Source organism: Georgenia subflava (assembly GCF_009193155.1).
Taxonomy (GTDB): Bacteria; Actinomycetota; Actinomycetes; order Actinomycetales; family Actinomycetaceae; genus Georgenia; species Georgenia subflava.
On sequence record NZ_VUKD01000002.1, the window covers coordinates 319,859 to 341,981 of the forward strand.

Here is a 22,123-nt window from a genome sequence, read left to right on the forward strand (position 1 = left end):
GCCGGGCCGCCGTGGGAACCCGATGCCGCCGCCGTGGGAACCTGATGCCCGATATCGGCCGGGCGGAGGGAGACAGGATGATCGCCGTCGTGGGGCCGGGCGCCGTGGGTGGGCTGCTCGCCACGCTGCTGCACCGTGCCGGCGAGGACGTGGTGGTGGTCGCCCGGCCGGCCTCCGCGGCACGCATCGCCGTGGAGGGGCTCGTCGTCCGCTCGGAGATGTTCGGCGAGCTGACCACGCGAGTGGCCGTCGCCCCCGCCGTGCCGGCAGGCTCCGCCGTCGTGCTCGCCGTCAAGGCCTTCGGCCTCGCGGACGTCCTGCCGGACCTCGTGCGTGCCCGCCCCGCCGAGCTCCTTTCCCTGCTGAACGGCCTGGGCCACGTCCGGGCTCTCCGAGCCGTGCCAGGGCACGTGATCGCCGGCTCCGTGCAGGTGGAGTCCGCCCGTGAGGACGGGGTGATCGTGCAACGCGGTGCAGCCCTCACGGTCAGCGTGCCCGACGCCGCCGGGAAGAGCCGGCTCGCCGTCGCGCTGCGCGCCGCGGGGGTGGACGTCCGCACGCGCGGCAGCGAGCAGGAGGTGCTGTGGCACAAGCTCGCGTTCCTCGCCCCGACGGCGCTGCTGACCGCGTGGGCCGACCGGCCGCTGGGGGCCGCGCTGCGCCACGACCCGGCGACCACCGAGGCACTGGTCGCCGAGGTCGCCGCCGTCGCCACCGCGGACGGACGAGCCACCGACCCTGCGCGGCTCGCGTCCCTGCTCCACCGGCTGCCCGAGACGATGCGCTCCTCGCTGCAGCACGACGTCGCCGCAGGCGGGCCGACCGAGCTCGAGGCGATCGGCGGAGAGCTGCTGGCGCTGGGGGAGCGGCTCGGCGTCGGCACCCCCGTGCTCGCCCGGGTGGTCTCGGACCTGCGCGCCCGCCTCAGCGGGTGACGTCGGTCAGGCGGTAGCCCATGCCCCGCACCGTGACCACGTGCTCGGCGCCGATCTTCTTGCGCAGGTAGCGCACGTAGACGTCGACGACGTTCGAGCCGGGGTCGAAGTCGTAGCCCCAGACGCGCGAGAGCAGCTGCTCCCGGGAGAGCACCTGGCCGGGGTGGGTCATGAAGGTCTCGAGCAGGGCGAACTCCCGGGCCGAGAGCTCGACCTCCCGGCCCGCGACGGTCGCCCGCCGGCTGCGCAGGTCCAGCGACAGGTCGCCGTAGGTCAGCACCGTCGTCTCGGCGGCGGCGTTCTCGGTCCGCAGCCGCAGCCGGACCCGGGCGAGGAGCTCCTCGAACCGGAACGGCTTGGGCATGTAGTCGTCCGCGCCGCCCTCGAGCCCGGCCACCGTGTCGTCCACGGAGGAGCGCGCGGTGAGGATGATGACCGGCATCGCCGAGCCCTGTCCCCGCACCCGGCGCAGCACCTCGAAACCGTCGATGTCCGGCAGGCCGATGTCGAGGATCATCAGGTCGTAGCCGTCGGTGTGGGCGTGCGCGAGAGCCTCACGACCGGTGGCGACGGCGGTCGGCTGGTGGCCGGCCGCCTTGAGGCCCTTGGTGATGAACGAGGAGATGCCGGCCTCGTCCTCGACGATCAGGATCTGCGCCATGGCACCTCCGCTGTGGTCTGCTCCTGCCGGCCAGTCTGGCAGAGGTGCGGTTCCGGGCGTGGGTGCTGTCCGAGACGGTGAGTCGCCGCTCGCCGGGACCGGGCGTGGCGCTAGGTTCTAGCCTGCGGCTCGCGCGGGAGCGGCCGCGGCACTCGGCAGCGACGCAGGGGGAACTGATGGATGCGGAACGGTTGGCAACGATCTTCGGGGACATCGGCAGCGTGGTGTGGGGGCCCTGGGTCCTGATCCCGCTGCTGCTGGGCACCGGGCTGTACCTGACGATCCGGCTCGGCGGGCTGCAGTTCCGCAAGCTCGGCGCGGCGCTGCGCCTGGCGATCATCAAGCGCAAGGACGAGGGCGCCGCCGGGGACATCTCCCACTACCAGGCTCTGACCACCGCGCTGGCGGCCACCGTCGGCGTCGGCAACATCGCCGGCGTCGCCACGGCCATCCACATCGGCGGCCCGGGTGCCCTGTTCTGGATGTGGGTCACCGGCTTGCTCGGCATGGCGTCGAAGTACTCCGAGGCCTTCCTGGGCGTGCGGTTCCGCACCAAGGACGCCAAGGGGGAGATCTCCGGCGGCCCGCAGTACTACCTCGCCCGGGCCATCCCGAACAAGTTCGGCCTGACGCTGAGCATCGTGTTCGCCGTCTTCGCGGTACTGGCCAGCTTCGGCATCGGCAACATGACCCAGTCCAACACCGTGGCCACGTCCGTGGAGGGCTCCTTCGGCATCCCCGTCTGGATCGTCGGCCTCGCGCTCACGGTCGGCACCGGTGCCGTGCTCCTCGGCGGCATCAAGTCCATCGGCAAGGTCACCGCGGGCTTCGTGCCGATGATGATCGTGCTCTACGTCGTCGCCGCGGTCGTCGTGCTCCTGCTCAACCTCGGGGACATCCCGCAGGCGCTCGCGCTGATCTTCACGGACGCCTTCACCGGCACCGCAGCCGCCGGCGGCTTCCTCGGCTCGACGATGATCCTGGCCCTGCAGTTCGGCGTCGCCCGAGGCATCTTCTCCAACGAGTCCGGCATGGGCTCGGCGGCCATCGCGGCCGCCGCCGCGCAGACGCGCCACCCGGTGCGCCAGGGCCTGGTCTCGATGACCCAGACCTTCATCGACACCCTCATCGTCGTCTCCATGACCGGCCTGGTCATCATCACCACCGGTGCGTGGGACAGCGGCATCGAGGGGGCCGGCATGACCGCGGAGGGCTTCACCTCGGGGCTGCCCGGCGACTGGGGCCACTACGTCGTGACCGTCTCGGTGATCTTCTTCGCCTTCTCCACGGTGCTCGGCTGGGCGTACTACGGCGAGCGCTGCATGGAGCGGCTGGTCGGGATCAGGGGCGTGGTGCCCTACCGGCTCGTGTTCACCCTCGTCGTGTTCGTGGGCTCGACGACGGAGCTGACGGTGGTCTGGAACTTCTCCGACGTCATGAACGGGCTGATGGCCCTGCCGAACCTGCTCGGCCTCCTCATCTGCTCCGGCCTCATCGCCCGGGAGACGAAGGCCTACCTCGCGGCGGACCCGGACCTGATGCACGAGCCGGACGTCTCCACCCTCGAGGGGACGCACGCCCTGGCCCGCCTGCGGTAGCCGATCCCTCGGCCCGCCGGGGCTACGGCGTCAGGCGCGGACGCTGCACCGGGTCGGGCACCGACGGCAGGCTGCCGGGCCCGTCCTCGTCGTCGTGCAGGTCGACGACCAGCCCGCGCGCCGGCAGGTCGAGGACGAAGATCGAGCCGATGCCCAGGTGCGAGTCGACCGACACCCGGCCGCCGTGCGCCTGGGCGATCGCCGCGACGATCGCCAGGCCGAGGCCGGCACCCTCGCGCCGCGGCGAGCCCTCGCCCTGCGCCCGGCCGAAGCGCTCGAAGATCCGCTCACGCTCCTCGGGAGCGATACCGACCCCCTCGTCGCGCACCCAGAGCTGCAGCCGGTCGCCGCGCAGCGCGGAGCCGACGGCCACGGTCGATCCCTCCTCGGAGAACTTCACCGCGTTCGCCACCAGCTGCAGCATCGCCTGGGTGAGCCGCTGGGCATCCACCTCCGCCGTCGCCTCGAGCCGCTCGTCGACGAGCCAGCGGCGCTCGCCGAGCAGCCGGGCCTGGTCGAGCACGTTGTCCGTCAGCTCGCCGACCGACACGGGGGAGGGCTGGACGAAGTCGGGCTGCTCGGTCTTGGCGAGCATGACGAGGTCGTCGGCCAGCCGGTGCATCCGGTCGAGCTCGCTCAGCGCGAGCTCCTTGGTGGCGGCCGCGTCCTCGGGGTCCTGAGGGTCCATCAGCTCGAGATGGCCGCGCACGATCGTGATCGGGGTGCGCAGCTCGTGACCGGCGTCGTCGAGCAGCCGGCGCTGCGAGGTGAAGGCGTCCTCCAGCCGCGCCAGCATGGCGTTCACGGTCCGGGTCAGGTCCGACAGGTCGTCGTTGCCGCGCACCTTGATCCGGCGCGAGAGGTCCGTGTCCGAGATCTGCTCGGTGGCCTCACGCAGCTTGCGCACCGGGCTCAGGAGGCGCCCGGACAGCACCCAGCCGACGACGGCGAGCGCGGCGAAGGCCACGAGGCTCACCAGCGCGTACGTGCGGAACGTGTCGTTCACCGACGCCTGCTCCGCGGCCCGGTCGAAGCCGACCACGAGCGCCCCCACGCCGACGTCGTCGACCGAGACCGGTATCAGGGCGTAGCGGTACTCGGTCGTGGAGGTCTCGAACGAGCTGATGACACCGGTGCCGTCACCCTGCTCCGCCGTCGCCGCCAGGCTGGACGTGAGGTGGGCGACGAGCTCGGCGTCGTCGCCCAGCGGCAGCCCGGAGGGCATCGTGAACTCCAGGGCGCCGTCGACGAAGCCGATCATCCCCTCGTTGGCCGCAGGCACCTCGCGGAGCATCCCGGCATAGATGAGCGAGCGCGGGTCGGTGTACGGCTCCCCGGTGGTGGGGTCGACCGAGTCGGCGGCGTAGGTGCTGAACTCCTGCGCCGTGCGCTGCAGGCTCGCGTCGATCGCGTCGTCCACCCGGGCCCGCTGCAGGGCGTAGGCCGTCCCGCCGGCGACGGCGAGCGTGAGGCCGGTCAGCACGAGGACGAGCACGAGGATCCGGGCGCGCACGGTCATGCCGTGCCCCTGGCCGGTCGCGGCGCTCGCGTGCTCCGGCCCGGTCGCCTCGGGCGCGGCCGGATCAGTCGTCATCGTCGTCGTCGAGGTCGTCCTCGAGCTGGTCGATGTAGTCGTCGAACTCGTCCTCGAGAGCATCGATGTCGTCCTCGTCCACGTCCACCGGCGGGGCGGGGCGCACCTCGGTCGGGTCGGGACCGTCGTCGGCCGGCGCGGGCGCGGGTTCCGTGGGCGTCGGCGTGGGGGCGTCCGGCCCTGCCGGAGCCGCGTCCTGCACGACCTCGACCTTCAGCGCGACGTCCTGGCGGGGCGCGGTGACGGCGTCGACGGCGCTGACCGCCGCGAGACCTGTGACGGCCGTCGCGAGCGTGCCGCCGAGCACCACCTGCCACCTCTTCATGCCCCCCATCGTGGCGCACGAGGATGAGACCGGGATGAGAAGAGCCTGAGGACCACACCGCGCGGGTGCGGTCCTCAGGCTCCCTGTCGGGCGGGCGGCGTCAGCCGAGCAGCTCCTGGATCCGCCCGACGCCCTCGGCGAGGTCGTCGTCGCCGAGGGCGTAGCTCAGCCGCAGGAAGCCGCTGGGGCCGAACGCCTCGCCCGGCACGACCGCCACCTCGACCTCCTCGAGGATCAGCGCGGCGAGCTCGGCAGACGTGGTGGGCGTGCGACCGCGGATGGTCCGGCCGAGCACCCCCTCCACGGAGGGGTAGGCGTAGAACGCCCCGAGCGGCGTCGGGAGCGTCACGCCGTCGATGGCCCGGAGCATGTCCACCATGGTCCGGCGACGACGGTCGAAGGCGGTCCGCATGGCCGCCACCGCGCTGAGGTCACCGCTCACGGCGGCGATCGCCGCACGCTGGGAGACGTTCGCGACGTTGGAGGTGAGGTGGGACTGCAGGTTCGTGGCGGCCTTGATGACGTCGTTCGGGCCGATCATCCAGCCCACCCGCCAACCGGTCATCGCGTAGGTCTTCGCGACGCCGTTGAGCACGATCGTGGAGTCGGCGAGCTCGGGCACCGCCTTGACGATCGGGGTGAAGGCCGCGTCCTCGTAGACGAGGTGCTCGTAGATCTCGTCGGTGATCACCCAGACGCCGTGCTCGTGCGCCCAGCGTCCGATCGCGGCGGTCTGCTCGGGTGAGTAGACGGCGCCGGTCGGGTTGGACGGCGAGCAGAACAGCAGCGCCTTGGTCCGCTCGGTGCGGGCGGCCTCGAGCTGCTCCACGGTGACCAGGTACTCCTGGTCGGCGCCGGCGAAGACCTCGACGGCGGTCCCGCCGGCCAGGGCGATCGCCTCGGGGTAGGTGGTCCAGTACGGCGCGGGCAGCAGCACCTCGTCGCCCGGGTCGATGATCGCGGCGAACGCCTGGTAGACGGCCTGCTTGCCACCGTTGGTGACGAGCACGGCGTCGGGGGAGACCTCGTAGCCGGAGTCACGCAGGGTCTTGGCGGCGATGGCCTCGCGCAGCGCCGGGAGCCCCTTGGCGGGCGTGTACCGGTGGTTCACAGGGTCCTTCGCCGCGGCGACGGCGGCCTCGACCACGTAGTCGGGCGTCGGGAAGTCCGGCTCGCCGGCCCCGAAGCCGATCACGGGGCGGCCGGCCGCCTTGAGGGCCTTGGCCTTGGCGTCCACCGCCAGGGTTGCCGACTCGCCGATGGCGGCGAGTCGGGCGGAGACGCGGGACCTGGGTGCGGAAGGGGTAGGTACGCTCACGTCCCCCATCGTGGCACGGCCGTGCGGCCGCGGTCCTGGGGTGATCGCCCATCGGGCCGGTCCTAGGGTGTTCGCCCATCGGGCCGGTCCTAGGGAGTTCGCCCATCGGGCCGGTCCTGGGGTGTTCGCCCATCGGGCCGATCGCCCCTCGAGCTCGACCGCGTCCGCGACCTCGACGGCGGCACCCTCGACCTCGACGGCCGTACCCTCGACGCCGACGGCCGCACCCTCGACGGCGACTGCCGCGCACCATCGACGGTGTGACGAGGCTCCCGGGGCGGTGAGTTCGACCAACGGGGCCGTGACCACGTACACTCGACGCCGGTGGTTGACGTCCGCCACGCTGGAGCCTGCCCGCAGAGGGCGGCCGAGGCGCCCGGAGGACGGCTACCGCTGATAGGGCAGTGGCGCAATTGGTAGCGCACCGGTCTCCAAAACCGGCGGTTGTGGGTTCGAGTCCCTCCTGCCCTGCCAGGACCCGCACCTCCTCCCGGGAGGGGGCGGTCGTCCTGATGGCTCTGCCGAACGGCGAGCCGGACCCGCCCCGACCAGGGCGGTGTCGGACCTGGCTGAAGACCGAAGGATGGACCTGTGAGCGAGTCTGCGAGCGCGACCTCGGGACGGCCCGAGCGCGCCGCGAGCGCGAACGGCCCGAGCGGCAAGAAGGAGCGCGGCTTCTTCGGGCGCATCGTCCTGTTCGTCCGGCAGGTCATCGCCGAGCTCAAGAAGGTCGTGCGCCCCACGCGCAACGAGCTGGTGACCTACTTCTCGGTCGTGCTGGTCTTCGTGCTGGCGATCATGGCGTTCGTCGGCCTGCTCGACCTGACCTTCGGCCAGCTCGTGCTGTGGATCTTCGGCTGAGCGACATGACGCCGTCCGCCCGCCCCACGCTGGCCGACCACCCGGTAGCCACCCACTGACCAGAAAGCAGGTCCCCTGTGCCTGAGGAGAATCTCGAGCCCACCGACGTCGACGAGACGCCGCTCGAGCCCGCGCAGCCGGAGTCCCCGGCCGCCGCCGAGGACGCAGACGTCGTCGACGCCGCCGTCGAGCCCGAGACCGCCGCAGAGGAGGCCCCTGCCGCCGAGGCCGGGGAGAGCGGTACCGCCGCCGAGGAGACCGGTGCGGCCGCCGACGAGGTGGCCGAGGACGAGGTGGCCGAGGACGAGGACCCCGTCGAGACCTTCCGCAAGGAGCTGCGCCTGCTGCCTGGCGACTGGTACGTGGTGCACACGTACGCGGGCTACGAGAAGCGGGTCAAGACCAACCTCGAGAACCGCATCCAGAGCCTCAACATGGAGGACTACATCTACCAGGTGGAAGTCCCCATGGAGGAGGTCGTGGAGATCAAGAACGCCCAGCGCAAGGTGGTCAACCGGGTCCGGGTGCCCGGCTACACGCTCGTGCGGATGGACCTCACCGACGAGTCGTGGGGCGCCGTGCGCCACACGCCCGGCGTGACCGGCTTCGTGGGCAACACCCACCAGCCCGTCCCGCTCACCGAGGACGAGGTCTTCTCGATGCTGGCCCCGACGATCGCGGCCGCCGCGCCGGCCGGTGCGCAGGCGAAGGCCGGCGGTGGCGGCGCCACGGCCGCCGCGCCGATCCAGGTGGACTTCGAGGTCGGCGAGTCGGTCACCGTCACCGACGGCCCGTTCGAGACGCTGCCCGCCACCATCTCCGAGATCACCCCAGAGAGCCAGAAGCTCAAGGTGCTCGTCACGATCTTCGGCCGGGAGACCCCGGTCGAGCTGTCGTTCTCCCAGGTCGCCAAGATCTGAGGGGACGCACCCCGCTCCGCCGGTCTCCCGGCGGGAACCCAGGAAGAACCGTAAGGACCCGAACATGCCCCCCAAGAAGAAGGTTGCAGGCCTGATCAAGCTCCAGATCCAGGCCGGCGCCGCGACCCCCGCGCCGCCGATCGGCCCCGCGCTGGGACAGCACGGCGTCAACATCATGGAGTTCTGCAAGGCCTACAACGCGGCCACCGAGTCGCAGCGCGGCAACGTGATCCCGGTGGAGATCACGGTCTACGAAGACCGTTCCTTCACCTTCGTCACCAAGACGCCGCCGGCCGCCGAGATGATCAAGAAGGCCGCCGGTGTGGCCAAGGGCTCCGGCACCCCGCACACGGTCAAGGTCGCCACGATCAGCCGTGAGCAGGTCCAGGAGATCGCCCGCACCAAGCAGGAAGACCTCAACGCCAACGACCTCGAGGCCGCCGAGAAGATCATCGCCGGCACCGCCCGCTCCATGGGCATCACGGTCGAGGGCTGACCGACACATCCGACAGGCACCTCACGGTGCCAGTGGCAGGGTCCGCGCGGACCCGCAGACCACGACTGCATCAGGAGAAGCAGATGGCAACGCGCAGCAAGAACTACCGCAAGGCCGCCGAGAAGGTTCACGACGGCGAGCTCTACGCCCCCCTCCAGGCCGTGCGCCTGGCCAAGGAGGGTGCGACCACCAAGTTCGACTCCACCGTCGAGGTCGTCTTCCGCCTCGGCGTCGACCCCCGCAAGGCAGACCAGATGGTGCGCGGCACCGTCAACCTGCCCCACGGCACCGGCAAGACCGCTCGGGTCCTGGTCTTCGCCGTCGGTGACCGCGCCACCCAGGCCATCGAGGCCGGCGCGGACGAGGTCGGTGGCGACGAGCTGATCGAGAAGGTCGCGGCCGGGTACACCGACTTCGACGCCGCCGTGGCGACCCCCGACCTCATGGGCAAGGTCGGCCGCCTCGGCCGCGTGCTCGGTCCCCGCGGGCTCATGCCGAACCCGAAGACCGGCACCGTGACGATGGACGTGGCCAAGGCGGTCAACGACATCAAGGGCGGCCGGATCGAGTTCCGGGTCGACAAGCACTCGAACCTGCACTTCATCATCGGCAAGGCCAGCTTCGACGAGAAGCAGCTCTTGGAGAACTACGCCGCCGCCCAGGAGGAGATCCTGCGCCTGAAGCCGGCCAGCTCCAAGGGCCGCTACATCACCAAGGCGACCATGACGACGACGATGGGCCCCGGCATCCCGCTGGACGCCACCAAGACGCGCAACCTCGTCTCCGAGGACGCGTCCTGACGCACCGCTGAACCACCGCGCCGGCCCGGCCCTCCAGCAGGAGGTGCCGGGCCGGCGTCGATCTGGCGGCGGACGGCGTGCCCGCGTCGTTCAGCGGCGTGTGGGCAACGACACGTCTGTGCAGCGGTCGGCACGTTGCCCGCCCGCGTCGCGACCGTGTAGCGTGTCCTTCGCCAAAGACCGCCGGTCGCCCGTCTGCCAGACGGGGCCAAGTCCGCAGCAGCGGAGCCAGCGCAGGTGAGATACGAGCTTTCAGCCCTTCGTGGTTCACGAGCCCCGTGCCTTCCTGCGCACGGGGCTCTTTCTGTGCCCGGACCCACCGACCGAGCGTCACTACCGGAAGGAGGGCCATGGCGAGGCCTGACAAGGCGGCAGCGGTTGCCGAGCTCGCGGAGCAGTTCCGCGGGTCGAGCGCCGTCCTGCTGACCGAGTACCGCGGACTCAGCGTCGCCCAGCTCAAGCAGCTGCGCCGCTCGCTCGCCGGTACCGCTGACTACGCCGTGGTGAAGAACACGCTGACGGCCATCGCGGCGAAGGAGGCCGGCCTCGACAACCTCGAGGACGAGCTCACCGGACCCACCGCGATCGCGTTCGTGACCGGGGAACCGGTGGACGCGGCCAAGTCGCTGCGTGACTTCGCCAAGGCGAACCCTCAGCTCGTGATCAAGGGTGGGGTCCTGGAGGGCAACAAGCTCTCCGGCGAGGACGTCACCAAGCTCGCCGAGCTCGAGTCCCGCGACGTGCTGCTGGGCAAGGCGGCCGGAGCGTTCAAGGCTGCGCTGTTCCAGGCCGCCTACCTCTTCACCGCACCGGCCACCCAGGCCGCGCGCACCATCGAGGCCCTGCGCGAGAAGCAGGCCGCCGAGGCCTGATCCCGCCCCGGGACCGGCCACGGCACGCATCACCCCCACCCTCTGCTCGCGTAGCAGGACAACCAGGAAGGAACGCCAACCATGGCGAAGCTCAGCACTGACGAGCTCATCGAGGCTTTCAAGGAGCTCACCCTCATCGAGCTCTCCGAGTTCGTGAAGCAGTTCGAGGAGACCTTCGAGGTCACCGCCGCCGCCCCCGTCGCCGTTGCCGCTGCCGGTGCTCCGGCCGCCGGTGGTGGCGCCGCCGAGGAGGCCGAGGAGAAGACCGAGTTCGACGTCGTCCTCGAGTCGGTCGGCGACAAGAAGATCCAGGTCATCAAGGAGGTGCGCGCCCTGACCTCCCTCGGCCTGAAGGAGGCCAAGGACCTCGTCGACGGCGCTCCGAAGCCCGTCCTGGAGGGCGTGGCCAAGGACGCGGCCGACAAGGCCAAGGAGGCCCTCGAGGGCGCCGGCGCCACCGTCACCCTCAAGTGACCGCCCGCCGGCCCCGCACGGACGCCCAGGCGCCCGCCGGGAGCCGGTAAGCAGCACAGCTCGAGGACGAGGCCCGCACCACTCAGGTGGTGCGGGCCTCGTTCGACGCATGACTGCCCGCTGGACCTTGCACCGATCTGCGGGTATGCTGACGCTTTGCGCTGACTTCTGCCTGTCGACAGGCCCCACCGCCCCAGGTATCAGTGCAGTGTGCATTCCAATCGCAGGGAAGGACCCCCTTTGGCTGCCTCGCGCACCTCTTCCGCACCTACTGCTGACGCTATCGCGACCCGGACGGCTTCGCGCCGTGTCTCGTTCGCCAAGATTCACGAGCCGCTCCAGGCCCCCAACCTCCTCGGCCTGCAGACCGAGAGCTTCGACTGGCTCCTCGGTGACGACGCCTGGCGCGCCCGCGTCGAGGCGGCTGCCGCCGTCGGTGACACGAACGTGTCCACCACCTCCGGCCTGGAGGAGATCTTCGCAGAGATCTCCCCGATCGAGGACTTCGGCCAGTCCATGTCGCTCTCGTTCCGCGACCACCGCTTCGAGCCGCCGAAGTACACGGCGGAGGAGTGCAAGGAGAAGGACTTCACCTACGGCGCGCCGCTGTTCGTCACGGCGGAGTTCGTCAACTACACCACCGGCGAGATCAAGTCGCAGACGGTGTTCATGGGCGACTTCCCGCTCATGACCGACCGCGGCACGTTCATCATCAACGGCACCGAGCGCGTCGTCGTCTCCCAGCTCGTCCGCTCCCCGGGCGTGTACTTCGAGAAGGTCGCCGACAAGACGTCCGACAAGGACATCTTCACCACGAAGGTGATCCCCAGCCGCGGCGCGTGGCTCGAGTTCGAGATCGACAAGCGTGACGCCGTCGGCGTGCGCATCGACCGCAAGCGCAAGCAGTCCGTGACGGTGTTCCTGCGGGCGCTCGGCATGACCGAGTCCGAGATCCGCGAGCAGTTCGCGGACTACCCGGTGCTCATGGAGACCCTGGAGAAGGACAACGTCCACACCCAGGACGAGGCCCTGCTCGACATCTACCGCAAGGTCCGCCCCGGCGAGCCGCCGACCGTCGAGGCCGGCCGCACGCTGCTGGAGAACTACTACTTCAACCCCAAGCGCTACGACCTCGCCAAGGTCGGCCGGTACAAGGTCAACAAGAAGCTCGGCCTGACCACCGACCTCACCGAGTCCGTCCTGCGCCTGGACGACATCGTCGCCGCTATCAAGTACCTCCTCGCCCTGCACAAGGGTGACGAGGAGCTGGCCGGCACCCGCAACGGCGAGCCGGTCGACGTCCGCGTCGAGACGGACGACATCGACCACTTCGGCAACCGCCGCATCCGCGCCGTCGGCGAGCTCATCCAGAACCAGGTCCGCACCGGTCTGTCCCGGATGGAGCGCGTCGTCCGCGAGCGGATGACCACGCAGGACGTCGAGGCGATCACCCCGCAGACCCTGATCAACATCCGCCCGGTCGTGGCGTCGATCAAGGAGTTCTTCGGGACCTCGCAGCTCTCGCAGTTCCTGGACCAGAACAACCCGCTGTCCGGCCTGACGCACAAGCGGCGCCTGTCCGCGCTCGGCCCCGGCGGTCTCTCCCGCGACCGCGCCGGCATGGAGGTCCGCGACGTCCACCCGTCGCACTACGGCCGCATGTGCCCGATCGAGACCCCTGAGGGCCCGAACATCGGTCTGATCGGCTCGCTCGCCACGTACGCGCGGATCAACCCGTTCGGCTTCGTCGAGACGCCCTACCGGCTGGTCAAGGACGGCGTCGTCACCGACGAGGTCGTCTACCTCACGGCCGACGACGAGGACCGTCACGTCATCGCCCAGGCCTCGGCCCCGATCGACGACAACGGCAAGTTCGTCGAGGACCGCGCCCTGTGCCGCCTCTCCGGCGGTGAGCCGGCCCTGGTCGCCGTCGACGAGATCGACTACATGGACGTCTCCGCGCGCCAGATGGTGTCCGTGGCCACGGCCATGATCCCGTTCCTCGAGCACGACGACGCCAACCGCGCCCTCATGGGTGCGAACATGCAGCGCCAGGCCGTGCCGCTGCTCCGCAGCGAGGCCCCGCTCGTCGGGACCGGCATGGAGCGCCGTGCCGCGGTCGACGCCGCGGACGTCATCGTCGCGACCAAGCCCGGTGTCGTCACCGAGGTCTCGGCCGACTCGGTCCACGTGGCCGGCGACGACGGCACGAACCAGGTCTACCGGGTCGCGAAGTTCCGCCGGTCCAACCAGGGCAACTCCTACAACCAGCGCGTGCTGGTCGACGAGGGCGCCCGGGTCGAGGTCGGCTCGGTGCTCGCCGACGGTCCCGCCACCGACGAGGGCGAGCTCGCCCTGGGACGCAACCTGCTGGTCGCGTTCATGTCGTGGGAGGGCTACAACTACGAGGACGCCATCATCCTGTCCCAGCGCCTCGTCGCCGACGACGTGCTCACCTCGATCCACATCGAGGAGCACGAGGTCGACGCGCGCGAGACGAAGCTGGGCGCCGAGGAGATCACCCGGGACATCCCGAACGTCTCCGAGGAGGTCCTGGCGGACCTGGACGAGCGCGGCATCATCCGCATCGGCGCCGAGGTCAACTCCGGCGACATCCTCGTCGGCAAGGTGACCCCCAAGGGCGAGACCGAGCTGACCTCCGAGGAGCGTCTGCTCCGCGCGATCTTCGGCGAGAAGGCCCGCGAGGTCCGCGACACGTCCCTGAAGGTGCCCCACGGCGAGTCCGGCATCGTCATCGGCATCCGCGAGTTCAGCGCCGAGGACGACGACGAGCTGCCCCCGGGCGTGAACCAGATGGTGCGCGTCTACATCGCCCAGCGACGCAAGATCACCGACGGCGACAAGCTCGCCGGCCGGCACGGCAACAAGGGTGTGATCTCCAAGATCCTGCCCGTCGAGGACATGCCGTTCCTGCCCGACGGCACCCCCGTCGACGTGATCCTGAACCCGCTCGGCGTCCCCGGCCGTATGAACGTCGGCCAGGTCCTCGAGCTGCACCTGGGCTGGATCGCCGCGCAGGGCTGGGACGTCACCGAGGCCGCCAAGATGGCCGAGGAGTGGACGAAGAACCTGCCCGAGGAGGCCCTGCGGGGCGCCCCCGGCACCACCGTCGCCACGCCCGTCTTCGACGGCATCCACCAGGAGGAGGTCACCGGGCTGCTCGGGCACACCACGCTCACCCGCGACGGTGACCGGCTGGTCGGCACCGACGGCAAGGCGCAGCTCTTCGACGGCCGTTCCGGCGAGCCGTACCCGGAGCCCATCTCGGTCGGCTACATGTACATCCTGAAGCTGCACCACCTGGTGGACGACAAGATCCACGCGCGCTCGACGGGTCCGTACTCGATGATCACCCAGCAGCCGCTGGGCGGTAAGGCGCAGTTCGGTGGCCAGCGCTTCGGCGAGATGGAGGTCTGGGCCCTGGAGGCCTACGGCGCCGCCTACGCCCTCCAGGAGCTGCTGACGATCAAGTCCGACGACGTCACCGGCCGCGTGAAGGTCTACGAGGCCATCGTCAAGGGCGAGAACATCCCCGAGCCGGGCATCCCCGAGTCCTTCAAGGTGCTCATCAAGGAGATGCGGTCGCTGTGCCTGAACGTCGAGGCGCTCGACGCCGAGGGCAACGCCATCGAGCTGCGGGACGCCGACGACGAGGTCTACCGCGCTGCCGAGGAGCTCGGCATCGACCTCTCGCGTCGCCCCGACGCCAGCAGCGTCGACGAACTCTGAGCCCGAGGGGGTCCGCCGTGGCGGTGTCGCCGAGCGAGAGAACACGCTCGGCGACGCCCCCGGCGCCACCAGCCCCACCGGCGCCCAACCTCAAGCTGTACACGGTGTTCTACCGGAGGAAGTAGGAACCCTTGCTCGACGTCAATGTCTTCGACCAGCTCCACATCTCGCTCGCCACGGCGGCGGATGTGCGCGAGTGGTCGCACGGTGAGGTCAAGAAGCCCGAGACCATCAACTACCGCACCCTGAAGCCGGAGAAGGACGGGCTCTTCGGCGAGCAGATCTTCGGGCCCACCCGCGACTGGGAGTGCGCCTGCGGCAAGTACAAGCGCGTGCGCTACAAGGGCATCATCTGCGAGCGCTGCGGCGTGGAGGTCACCCGCTCGAAGGTCCGCCGCGAGCGGATGGGCCACATCGAGCTGGCCGCGCCCGTCACCCACATCTGGTACTTCAAGGGTGTGCCCTCCCGCCTGGGCTACCTGCTGAACCTGGCGCCGAAGGACCTCGAGAAGGTCATCTACTTCGCCGCCTACATGATCACCGAGGTGGACGAGGACGGCCGCCACGAGGACCTGAGCTCGCTGCAGAACGAGATCGACCTGGAGAAGAAGCAGGTCGAGACCAAGCGCGACACCGACATCGAGGCCCGCGCGCAGCGGCTCGAGGCCGACCTCGCGGAGCTGGAGGCGTCCGGCGCCAAGGCCGACGCGCGCGACAAGGTCCGCAAGTCCGCCGAGCGCGAGATGACCCAGATCCGCAAGCGCGCCGACGCCGACCTCGAGCGCCTGGACCGCGTGTGGGACCGCTTCAAGAACCTCAAGGTCGGTGACCTCGAGGGCGACGAGCTGCTCTACCGCGAGCTGAACGCCCGCTACGGCATCTACTTCAAGGGCTCGATGGGCGCCGAGGCGATCCAGAAGCGTCTGGAGAGCTTCGACCTGCAGGCCGAGGCCGACTCGCTGCGCGAGGTCATCGCCACGGGCACCGGGCAGCGCAAGACCCGGGCGCTCAAGCGCCTCAAGGTCGTCAACGCGTTCCTGACCACCGGCAACTCCCCGCAGGGCATGGTCCTGGACTGCGTCCCGGTCATCCCGCCGGACCTGCGCCCGATGGTGCAGCTCGACGGTGGCCGGTTCGCGACCTCGGACCTGAACGACCTCTACCGCCGCGTCATCAACCGCAACAACCGCCTCAAGCGGCTGCTGGACCTGGGCGCGCCGGAGATCATCGTCAACAACGAGAAGCGCATGCTCCAGGAGTCCGTGGACGCGCTGTTCGACAACGGCCGCCGCGGGCGTCCGGTGACGGGCCCGGGCAACCGCGCCCTGAAGTCGATCTCGGACATGCTCAAGGGCAAGCAGGGCCGGTTCCGCCAGAACCTGCTCGGCAAGCGCGTCGACTACTCGGGCCGTTCGGTCATCGTGGTCGGCCCGACCCTGAAGCTGCACCAGTGCGGTCTGCCCAAGCAGATGGCGCTCGAGCTCTTCAAGCCCTTCGTCATGAAGCGTCTGGTCGACCTCAACCACGCCCAGAACATCAAGGCCGCCAAGCGGATGGTCGAGCGCTCGCGCCCGCAGGTGTGGGACGTGCTCTCCGAGGTCATCCGTGAGCACCCTGTGCTGCTGAACCGTGCGCCCACGCTGCACCGTCTGGGGATCCAGGCGTTCGAGCCGCAGCTGGTCGAGGGCAAGGCCATCGCGCTCCACCCGCTGGTCTGCACCGCCTTCAACGCCGACTTCGACGGCGACCAGATGGCCGTGCACCTGCCGCTGAGCACCGAGGCGCAGGCCGAGGCCCGCATCCTCATGCTCTCCAGCAACAACATCCTCAAGCCGTCGGACGGCCGTCCGGTGACCATGCCCTCCCAGGACATGATCATCGGTCTGTTCCACCTCACCTCCGACCGTGCGGACGCCCTCGGCGAGGGCCGCTCGTTCTCCTCGGTCTCCGAGGCGATCATGGCCTTCGACGCCGGCGACCTGGACCTCAACGCCGCGATCAAGGTGCGGTTCCCCGAGCTCGTCCCGCCGCAGGGCTGGACGGCGCCGGAGGGCTGGACCGAGGGCGACCCGTACGTCCTCGACACCACCCTGGGCCGCACCCTGTTCAACGACCTGCTGCCGGTGGACTACCCGTACATCAACGGCGTCGTCGACAAGAAGGTGCTCGGCTCGATCGTCAACGACCTGGCCGAGCGGTACCCCAAGGTCGAGGTCGGGGCGAGCCTGGACGCGCTGAAGGAGGCCGGCTTCCGGTGGGCCTCGCGCTCCGGCGTGACCATCGCGATCTCCGACGTCGTGGCCCCGGACGCCAAGGCCGGCATCCTCGAGAAGTACGAGGGCGAGGCCGAGAAGATCCAGGACCAGTACGACCTCGGTCTGATCACCGACGACGAGCGCCGTCAGGAGCTCATCGACATCTGGACCCAGGCCACCAACGACGTCGACGAGGCGATGCGGGAGAACTTCCCGGAGCGCAACACCGTGTTCCGCATGGTCTCCTCCGGCGCCCGCGGCAACTGGATGCAGGTGCGCCAGATCGCCGGTATGCGTGGCCTCGTGGCGGACCCGAAGGGTGAGATCATCCCTCGCCCGATCAAGTCCAACTACCGCGAGGGCCTGTCCGTCCTGGAGTACTTCATCGCCACCCACGGTGCGCGCAAGGGCCTGGCGGACACCGCGCTGCGGACCGCCGACTCCGGGTACCTCACCCGTCGCCTGGTGGACGTGTCGCAGGACGTCATCGTCCGCGAGGACGACTGCGGCACCCGCATGGGCCTGACGATGACCATCGCCGAGCCCGGCCTCAAGGGCCAGCTGCTGCGCGCCGAGACGGTCGAGACGAGCGTCTACGCCCGCACCCTGGCCCAGGAGGTCAAGGACGCGGACGGCAACGTCCTGGCCCAGGCCGGGGACGACGTCGGTGACGTGCTCATCGCCAAGCTCATCGAGGGCGGCGTGAGCGAGGTCAAGATCCGCTCCGTGCTCACCTGCGAGTCGCACGTCGGCACCTGCGCCAAGTGCTACGGCCGCTCCCTGGCCACCGGCAAGCTGGTGGACATCGGCGAGGCCGTCGGCATCATCGCCGCGCAGTCCATCGGCGAGCCCGGCACCCAGCTGACGATGCGTACGTTCCACACCGGTGGCGCCGCCTCCGCGGAGGACATCACGCAGGGTCTGCCCCGTGTGCAGGAGCTCTTCGAGGCCCGCACCCCCAAGGGTGAGGCCCCGATCGCCGAGGCCGCCGGCCGGGTCACGATCGACGACAGCGAGCGCACGCGCAAGCTGGTCATCACCCGTGACGACGGCCAGGAGGACGCCGTCTACCCGGTGACCAAGCGAGCCCGTCTGCTGATCGAGGACGGCGAGCACGTGGCCGTCGGCAAGCAGCTCATCGCCGGTGCCGTGGACCCGAAGAAGGTCCTGCGCATCCTCGGCCCGCGTGCCACGCAGAAGCACCTCGTCGAGCAGGTCCAGGAGGTCTACCGCTCCCAGGGCGTGGACATCCACGACAAGCACATCGAGGTCATCGTCCGCCAGATGCTGCGCCGCGTGACGGTGCTCGACTCCGGCGACACCAGGCTGCTGCCCGGCGAGCTCATGGAGCGTGCGCGCTTCGAGGTCGAGAACCGCCGCGTCGTCTCCGAGGGCGGCACCCCCGCCTCCGGCCGACCCGAGCTGATGGGTATCACCAAGGCCTCGCTCGCGACCGACTCGTGGCTCTCCGCCGCCTCCTTCCAGGAGACGACGAAGGTCCTCACCGAGGCGGCCATGAGCGGGCGGCGCGACCCGCTGCTCGGCCTGAAGGAGAACGTCATCCTCGGTAAGCTCATCCCGGCCGGGACGGGCCTGCCCCGCTACCACGAGGTGGTCGTGGAGCCGACCGAGGAGGCCAAGGCCCAGGCGTTCAGCCGGCTGGGCTACAGCGACATCGACTTCGCGCCGGCAGGTGGAACCTCCGACTCGATCCTGCTCGACGAGCTGGATTTCGGTCCGGACACGTACGGGCTCGAGTTCCGCTGACCACACGCTGAGCGCGGCGGGGCCGAGAGGCGAGCAGCCTCCCGGCCCCGCCGCGTGTCCGGACGAGGTGCGCGCCCTGAGGTGGCGCACACCACGCCCCACCCCTGTCCCATGCTTTGACGCAGGAAACCGCCGCAGAGTACGCTGGTCGGCGGTGCCCGCGACTATCGGGCTCTCGTGCGTGCCTCTCGCGCCGGTGGGTGACCACCGTGGCGGAGCCGGGGCGCAACGGCGTCACCCGCCCAGTAGCAGCCAGTCACTCCACGCCTTACGGTGGCAGACCAGGCCGCACGGAAGCTGGTCGACACGCCCGACAACGGGGGCAGGGGAGCGAGCCAGGACGGACCGATCAGGTCCGTGCCGGTCGACCCCGTGGTCGGGCGAGCAGAGCAACATCGACACAGCTAAGTACTTCGAGACGGAGATGTAGTGCCCACGATTCAGCAGCTGGTCCGCAAGGGCCGTAGCGTCAAGGTCGGGACCTCCAAGACGCCGGCCCTCAAGGGCAGCCCGCAGCGTCGCGGTGTGTGCACCCGCGTGTACACCACGACCCCGAAGAAGCCGAACTCGGCTCTTCGGAAGGTCGCCCGCGTGCGCCTGTCCTCCGGCATCGAGGTCACCGCGTACATCCCCGGCGTCGGCCACAACCTCCAGGAGCACTCGATCGTGCTCGTGCGCGGCGGTCGTGTGAAGGACCTGCCCGGTGTCCGTTACAAGATCGTCCGCGGCGCGCTCGACACCCAGGGTGTCCGGGGCCGCCAGCAGGCTCGCAGCCGCTACGGCGCGAAGAAGGAGAAGAAGTAATGCCTCGTAAGGGCCCCGCCCCGAAGCGTCCGCTCGTCGTCGACCCGGTCTACGGCTCCCCGGTCGTGACCCAGCTGGTCAACCGCGTGCTCCAGGACGGCAAGAAGTCCACCGCCGAGCGCATCGTCTACGGCGCCCTCGAGGGTGTCCGCGACAAGACCGACTCCGACCCCGCCGTCGTCCTCAAGCGGGCCCTGGAGAACGTGCGTCCGTCCCTCGAGGTGCGTTCGCGCCGCGTCGGTGGCGCCACCTACCAGGTGCCCGTCGAGGTCCGCCCGGTCCGTCAGACCACCCTCGCCCTGCGCTGGCTGGTCGACTACGCCCGGTCGCGCCGCGAGAAGACGATGACCGAGCGTCTGATGAACGAGATCCTCGACGCCTCCAACGGCCTCGGCGCCGCTGTGAAGCGCCGCGAGGACACGCACAAGATGGCCGAGTCCAACAAGGCCTTCGCGCACTACCGCTGGTAGTCCCGGGCCCCCGCGCCGCCGGTGATCCCGGCGGCGCGCACCCCGTCCTCACGACCGACCCGACCGAAGAGAGCCTCACGTGGCACTTGACGTGCTGACCGACCTGACCAAGGTCCGCAACATCGGCATCATGGCGCACATCGACGCCGGCAAGACGACGACGACCGAGCGGATCCTGTTCTACACCGGCATCAACTACAAGATCGGCGAGACGCACGACGGCGCCTCGACGATGGACTGGATGGAGCAGGAGCAGGAGCGCGGTATCACCATCACCTCCGCGGCCACCACCTGCTTCTGGCACGACAACCAGATCAACATCATCGACACCCCCGGCCACGTGGACTTCACGGTCGAGGTCGAGCGCTCCCTGCGCGTGCTCGACGGCGCCGTCGCGGTCTTCGACGGCAAGGAGGGTGTCGAGCCCCAGTCCGAGACGGTGTGGCGCCAGGCGGACAAGTACAACGTCCCGCGCATCTGCTTCGTCAACAAGATGGACAAGCTCGGCGCGGACTTCTACTTCACCGTCAAGACGATCGTGGACCGCCTCAAGGCGACCCCGCTGGTCATGCAGCTGCCCATCGGTGCCGAGAGCGACTTCCAGGGCGTCGTCGACCTCGTCAACATGCGTGCGCTGACCTGGCGAGGCGACGTCAAGATCGGCGAGGACTACGAGGTCGAGGAGATCCCGGCCGACCTCAAGGACAAGGCCGACGAGTACCGCAACAAGCTCATCGAGCAGGTCGCGGAGGCCGACGAGGAGCTTCTCGAGAAGTACCTCGGCGGCGAGGAGCTCACGGTCGAGGAGATCAAGAAGGGCGTGCGCGCCCTCACGGTCGCCGGCGAGGCCTACCCGGTCTTCTGCGGCTCGGCGTTCAAGAACAAGGGCGTCCAGCCCATGCTCGACGCCGTGATCGACTACCTGCCGAACCCGCTCGACGTCCCTGCCGTGCAGGGCCACGCCGTCGGTGACGAGGACACGATCATCGAGCGTCACCCGAACGAGGACGACGCCTTCGCCGGCCTGGCGTTCAAGGTCGCCACGCACCCCTTCTTCGGCAAGCTCACCTACGTCCGCGTGTACTCCGGTACCGCCGCGCAGGGTGCCCAGGTGCTCAACTCCACCAAGGGCAAGAAGGAGCGCATCGGGAAGATGTTCCAGATGCACTCCAACAAGGAGAACCCGATCGAGGAGGCCCACGCGGGCCACATCTACGCCTTCATCGGTCTGAAGGACGTCACCACCGGTGACACCCTCTGCGCGATCGACGACCCGGTCGTCCTCGAGTCGATGTCCTTCCCCGAGCCCGTGATCCACGTGGCCATCGAGCCCAAGACCAAGGGCGACCAGGAGAAGCTCTCCACCGCGATCCAGAAGCTGGCCGAGGAGGACCCCACGTTCTCCGTCCGGCTGGACGAGGAGACCGGCCAGACCGTCATCGGCGGCATGGGCGAGCTGCACCTGGACATCCTCGTGGACCGCATGCGTCGCGAGTTCAAGGTCGAGGCCAACGTCGGCGCCCCGATGGTCGCGTACCGCGAGACCATCCGCCGCGCCGTCGAGAAGGTCGACTACACGCACAAGAAGCAGACCGGTGGCTCCGGCCAGTTCGCGAAGGTGCAGGTCACCTTCGAGCCCCTCGACACCTCCGAGGGCGAGCTGTACGAGTTCGACAACAAGGTCACCGGCGGCCGCATCCCGCGCGAGTACATCCCCAGCGTGGACGCCGGCATCCAGGACGCGCTGCAGAACGGTGTCCTGGCGGGCTACCCGATGGTGGGCGTCAAGGCCACCCTGCTCGACGGCGCCTACCACGACGTCGACTCCTCGGAGATGGCCTTCAAGATCGCCGGCTCGATGGTGCTCAAGGAGGGCGTCCGCAAGGCCGACCCGGCACTGCTCGAGCCGATGATGGACGTCGAGGTGCGTACGCCCGAGGAGTACATGGGTGACGTCATTGGCGACCTCAACTCCCGCCGTGGCATGATCCAGTCGATGGAAGAGGCGAGCGGCGTCAAGGTCGTGCGCGCTCTTGTGCCACTGTCCGAGATGTTCGGATACGTCGGCGACCTGCGGTCCAAGACCCAGGGTCGGGCGGTGTACTCGATGCAGTTCGACAGCTATGCGGAGGTTCCTCGGAACGTCGCCGAGGAGATCATCAAGAAGACCCGGGGCGAGTGAGTCCCACAGGTCGACCCAGCAAGAAACCCATAACCGACCCG

17 protein-coding genes and 1 tRNA gene are annotated in these 22,123 nt (G+C 69.7%); 14 read left to right on the top strand and 4 right to left on the bottom strand.

What is annotated here, in order from left to right:
- The first annotated feature begins 77 nt into the window (after positions 1 to 77).
- Positions 78 to 935 carry a ketopantoate reductase family protein gene (locus tag GD748_RS08020; protein ID WP_152194662.1) on the top strand — a complete coding sequence of 286 codons (858 nt, stop codon included), beginning with the start codon at positions 78 to 80 and terminating at the stop codon, positions 933 to 935.
- Here GD748_RS08020 and GD748_RS08025 read toward each other — a convergent pair.
- Positions 925 to 1,596, bottom strand: a complete 672-nt coding sequence (locus tag GD748_RS08025) for a response regulator transcription factor (protein WP_152194663.1) — start codon at positions 1,594 to 1,596, stop codon at positions 925 to 927. The genes GD748_RS08020 and GD748_RS08025 overlap by 11 nt on opposite strands.
- Positions 1,597 to 1,772: 176 nt before the next feature.
- Between GD748_RS08025 and GD748_RS08030 the strand changes: the two genes are divergently transcribed.
- Positions 1,773 to 3,194 (top strand): alanine/glycine:cation symporter family protein, encoded by a 1,422-nt coding sequence (locus tag GD748_RS08030; protein ID WP_152194664.1) that lies wholly within the window; start codon positions 1,773 to 1,775, stop codon positions 3,192 to 3,194.
- Between the two features lie 22 nt (positions 3,195 to 3,216).
- Here the strand turns inward: GD748_RS08030 and GD748_RS08035 are convergent, their stop codons facing one another.
- The 3 genes from GD748_RS08035 to GD748_RS08045 all read right to left on the bottom strand — a co-directional run bounded on the left by GD748_RS08035 (position 3,217) and on the right by GD748_RS08045 (position 6,440).
- Positions 3,217 to 4,788: a sensor histidine kinase gene (locus tag GD748_RS08035; protein ID WP_226920983.1), complete on the bottom strand. Its 1,572-nt coding sequence runs from the start codon at positions 4,786 to 4,788 to the stop codon at positions 3,217 to 3,219.
- A complete protein-coding gene (locus GD748_RS08040) occupies positions 4,778 to 5,113 on the bottom strand; it encodes a hypothetical protein (protein WP_152194665.1) in 336 nt (111 codons plus the stop codon). The genes GD748_RS08035 and GD748_RS08040 overlap by 11 nt, the downstream gene beginning before the upstream one ends.
- A 100-nt stretch (positions 5,114 to 5,213) precedes the next feature.
- Complete coding sequence (locus tag GD748_RS08045) at positions 5,214 to 6,440, bottom strand: pyridoxal phosphate-dependent aminotransferase (RefSeq protein ID WP_152194666.1); 1,227 nt, start codon at positions 6,438 to 6,440, stop codon at positions 5,214 to 5,216.
- Between the two features lie 389 nt (positions 6,441 to 6,829).
- Between GD748_RS08045 and GD748_RS08050 the strand changes: the two genes are divergently transcribed.
- The 12 genes from GD748_RS08050 (at position 6,830) to fusA (ending at position 22,082) form a co-directional block, all read left to right on the top strand.
- Positions 6,830 to 6,905: transfer RNA gene (locus GD748_RS08050), tRNA-Trp, on the top strand.
- A 117-nt stretch (positions 6,906 to 7,022) separates the two neighbouring features.
- A complete protein-coding gene (secE, locus tag GD748_RS08055; protein ID WP_152194667.1) occupies positions 7,023 to 7,292 on the top strand; it encodes a preprotein translocase subunit SecE in 270 nt (89 codons plus the stop codon).
- A 77-nt stretch (positions 7,293 to 7,369) separates the two neighbouring features.
- Entirely contained in the window at positions 7,370 to 8,212 is an 843-nt protein-coding gene (gene nusG / locus GD748_RS08060) for a transcription termination/antitermination protein NusG (protein ID WP_152194668.1), read from the top strand.
- A 64-nt stretch (positions 8,213 to 8,276) separates the two neighbouring features.
- Positions 8,277 to 8,708 carry a 50S ribosomal protein L11 gene (rplK, locus tag GD748_RS08065; protein ID WP_152194669.1) on the top strand — a complete coding sequence of 144 codons (432 nt, stop codon included), beginning with the start codon at positions 8,277 to 8,279 and terminating at the stop codon, positions 8,706 to 8,708.
- A gap of 83 nt (positions 8,709 to 8,791) precedes the next feature.
- Positions 8,792 to 9,508: a 50S ribosomal protein L1 gene (gene rplA, locus GD748_RS08070; RefSeq protein WP_152194670.1), complete on the top strand. Its 717-nt coding sequence runs from the start codon at positions 8,792 to 8,794 to the stop codon at positions 9,506 to 9,508.
- Positions 9,509 to 9,858: 350 nt separating this feature from the next.
- Positions 9,859 to 10,380, top strand: a complete 522-nt coding sequence (rplJ, locus tag GD748_RS08075; RefSeq protein WP_152194671.1) for a 50S ribosomal protein L10 — start codon at positions 9,859 to 9,861, stop codon at positions 10,378 to 10,380.
- 81 nt (positions 10,381 to 10,461) lie between these two features.
- Positions 10,462 to 10,854: a 50S ribosomal protein L7/L12 gene (gene rplL / locus GD748_RS08080; RefSeq protein ID WP_152194672.1), complete on the top strand. Its 393-nt coding sequence runs from the start codon at positions 10,462 to 10,464 to the stop codon at positions 10,852 to 10,854.
- Positions 10,855 to 11,094: 240 nt separating this feature from the next.
- Positions 11,095 to 14,604 (top strand): DNA-directed RNA polymerase subunit beta, encoded by a 3,510-nt coding sequence (gene rpoB, locus GD748_RS08085; protein WP_152194673.1) that lies wholly within the window; start codon positions 11,095 to 11,097, stop codon positions 14,602 to 14,604.
- Positions 14,605 to 14,735: 131 nt separating this feature from the next.
- The gene (locus GD748_RS08090; RefSeq protein ID WP_152194674.1) at positions 14,736 to 18,626 is read left to right on the top strand and encodes a DNA-directed RNA polymerase subunit beta'; all 3,891 of its coding nucleotides are present in this window, start codon (positions 14,736 to 14,738) and stop codon (positions 18,624 to 18,626) included.
- Positions 18,627 to 19,055: 429 nt separating this feature from the next.
- The gene (rpsL, locus tag GD748_RS08095) at positions 19,056 to 19,430 is read left to right on the top strand and encodes a 30S ribosomal protein S12 (RefSeq protein ID WP_043498211.1); all 375 of its coding nucleotides are present in this window, start codon (positions 19,056 to 19,058) and stop codon (positions 19,428 to 19,430) included.
- The gene (gene rpsG / locus GD748_RS08100; protein WP_152194675.1) at positions 19,430 to 19,900 is read left to right on the top strand and encodes a 30S ribosomal protein S7; all 471 of its coding nucleotides are present in this window, start codon (positions 19,430 to 19,432) and stop codon (positions 19,898 to 19,900) included. Before rpsL ends, rpsG begins: the two co-directional genes overlap by 1 nt.
- 79 nt (positions 19,901 to 19,979) lie before the next feature.
- On the top strand, positions 19,980 to 22,082 hold the full coding sequence (fusA, locus tag GD748_RS08105) for an elongation factor G (RefSeq protein WP_152194676.1): 2,103 nt from the start codon (positions 19,980 to 19,982) through the stop codon (positions 22,080 to 22,082).
- Positions 22,083 to 22,123 lie beyond the last annotated feature (41 nt).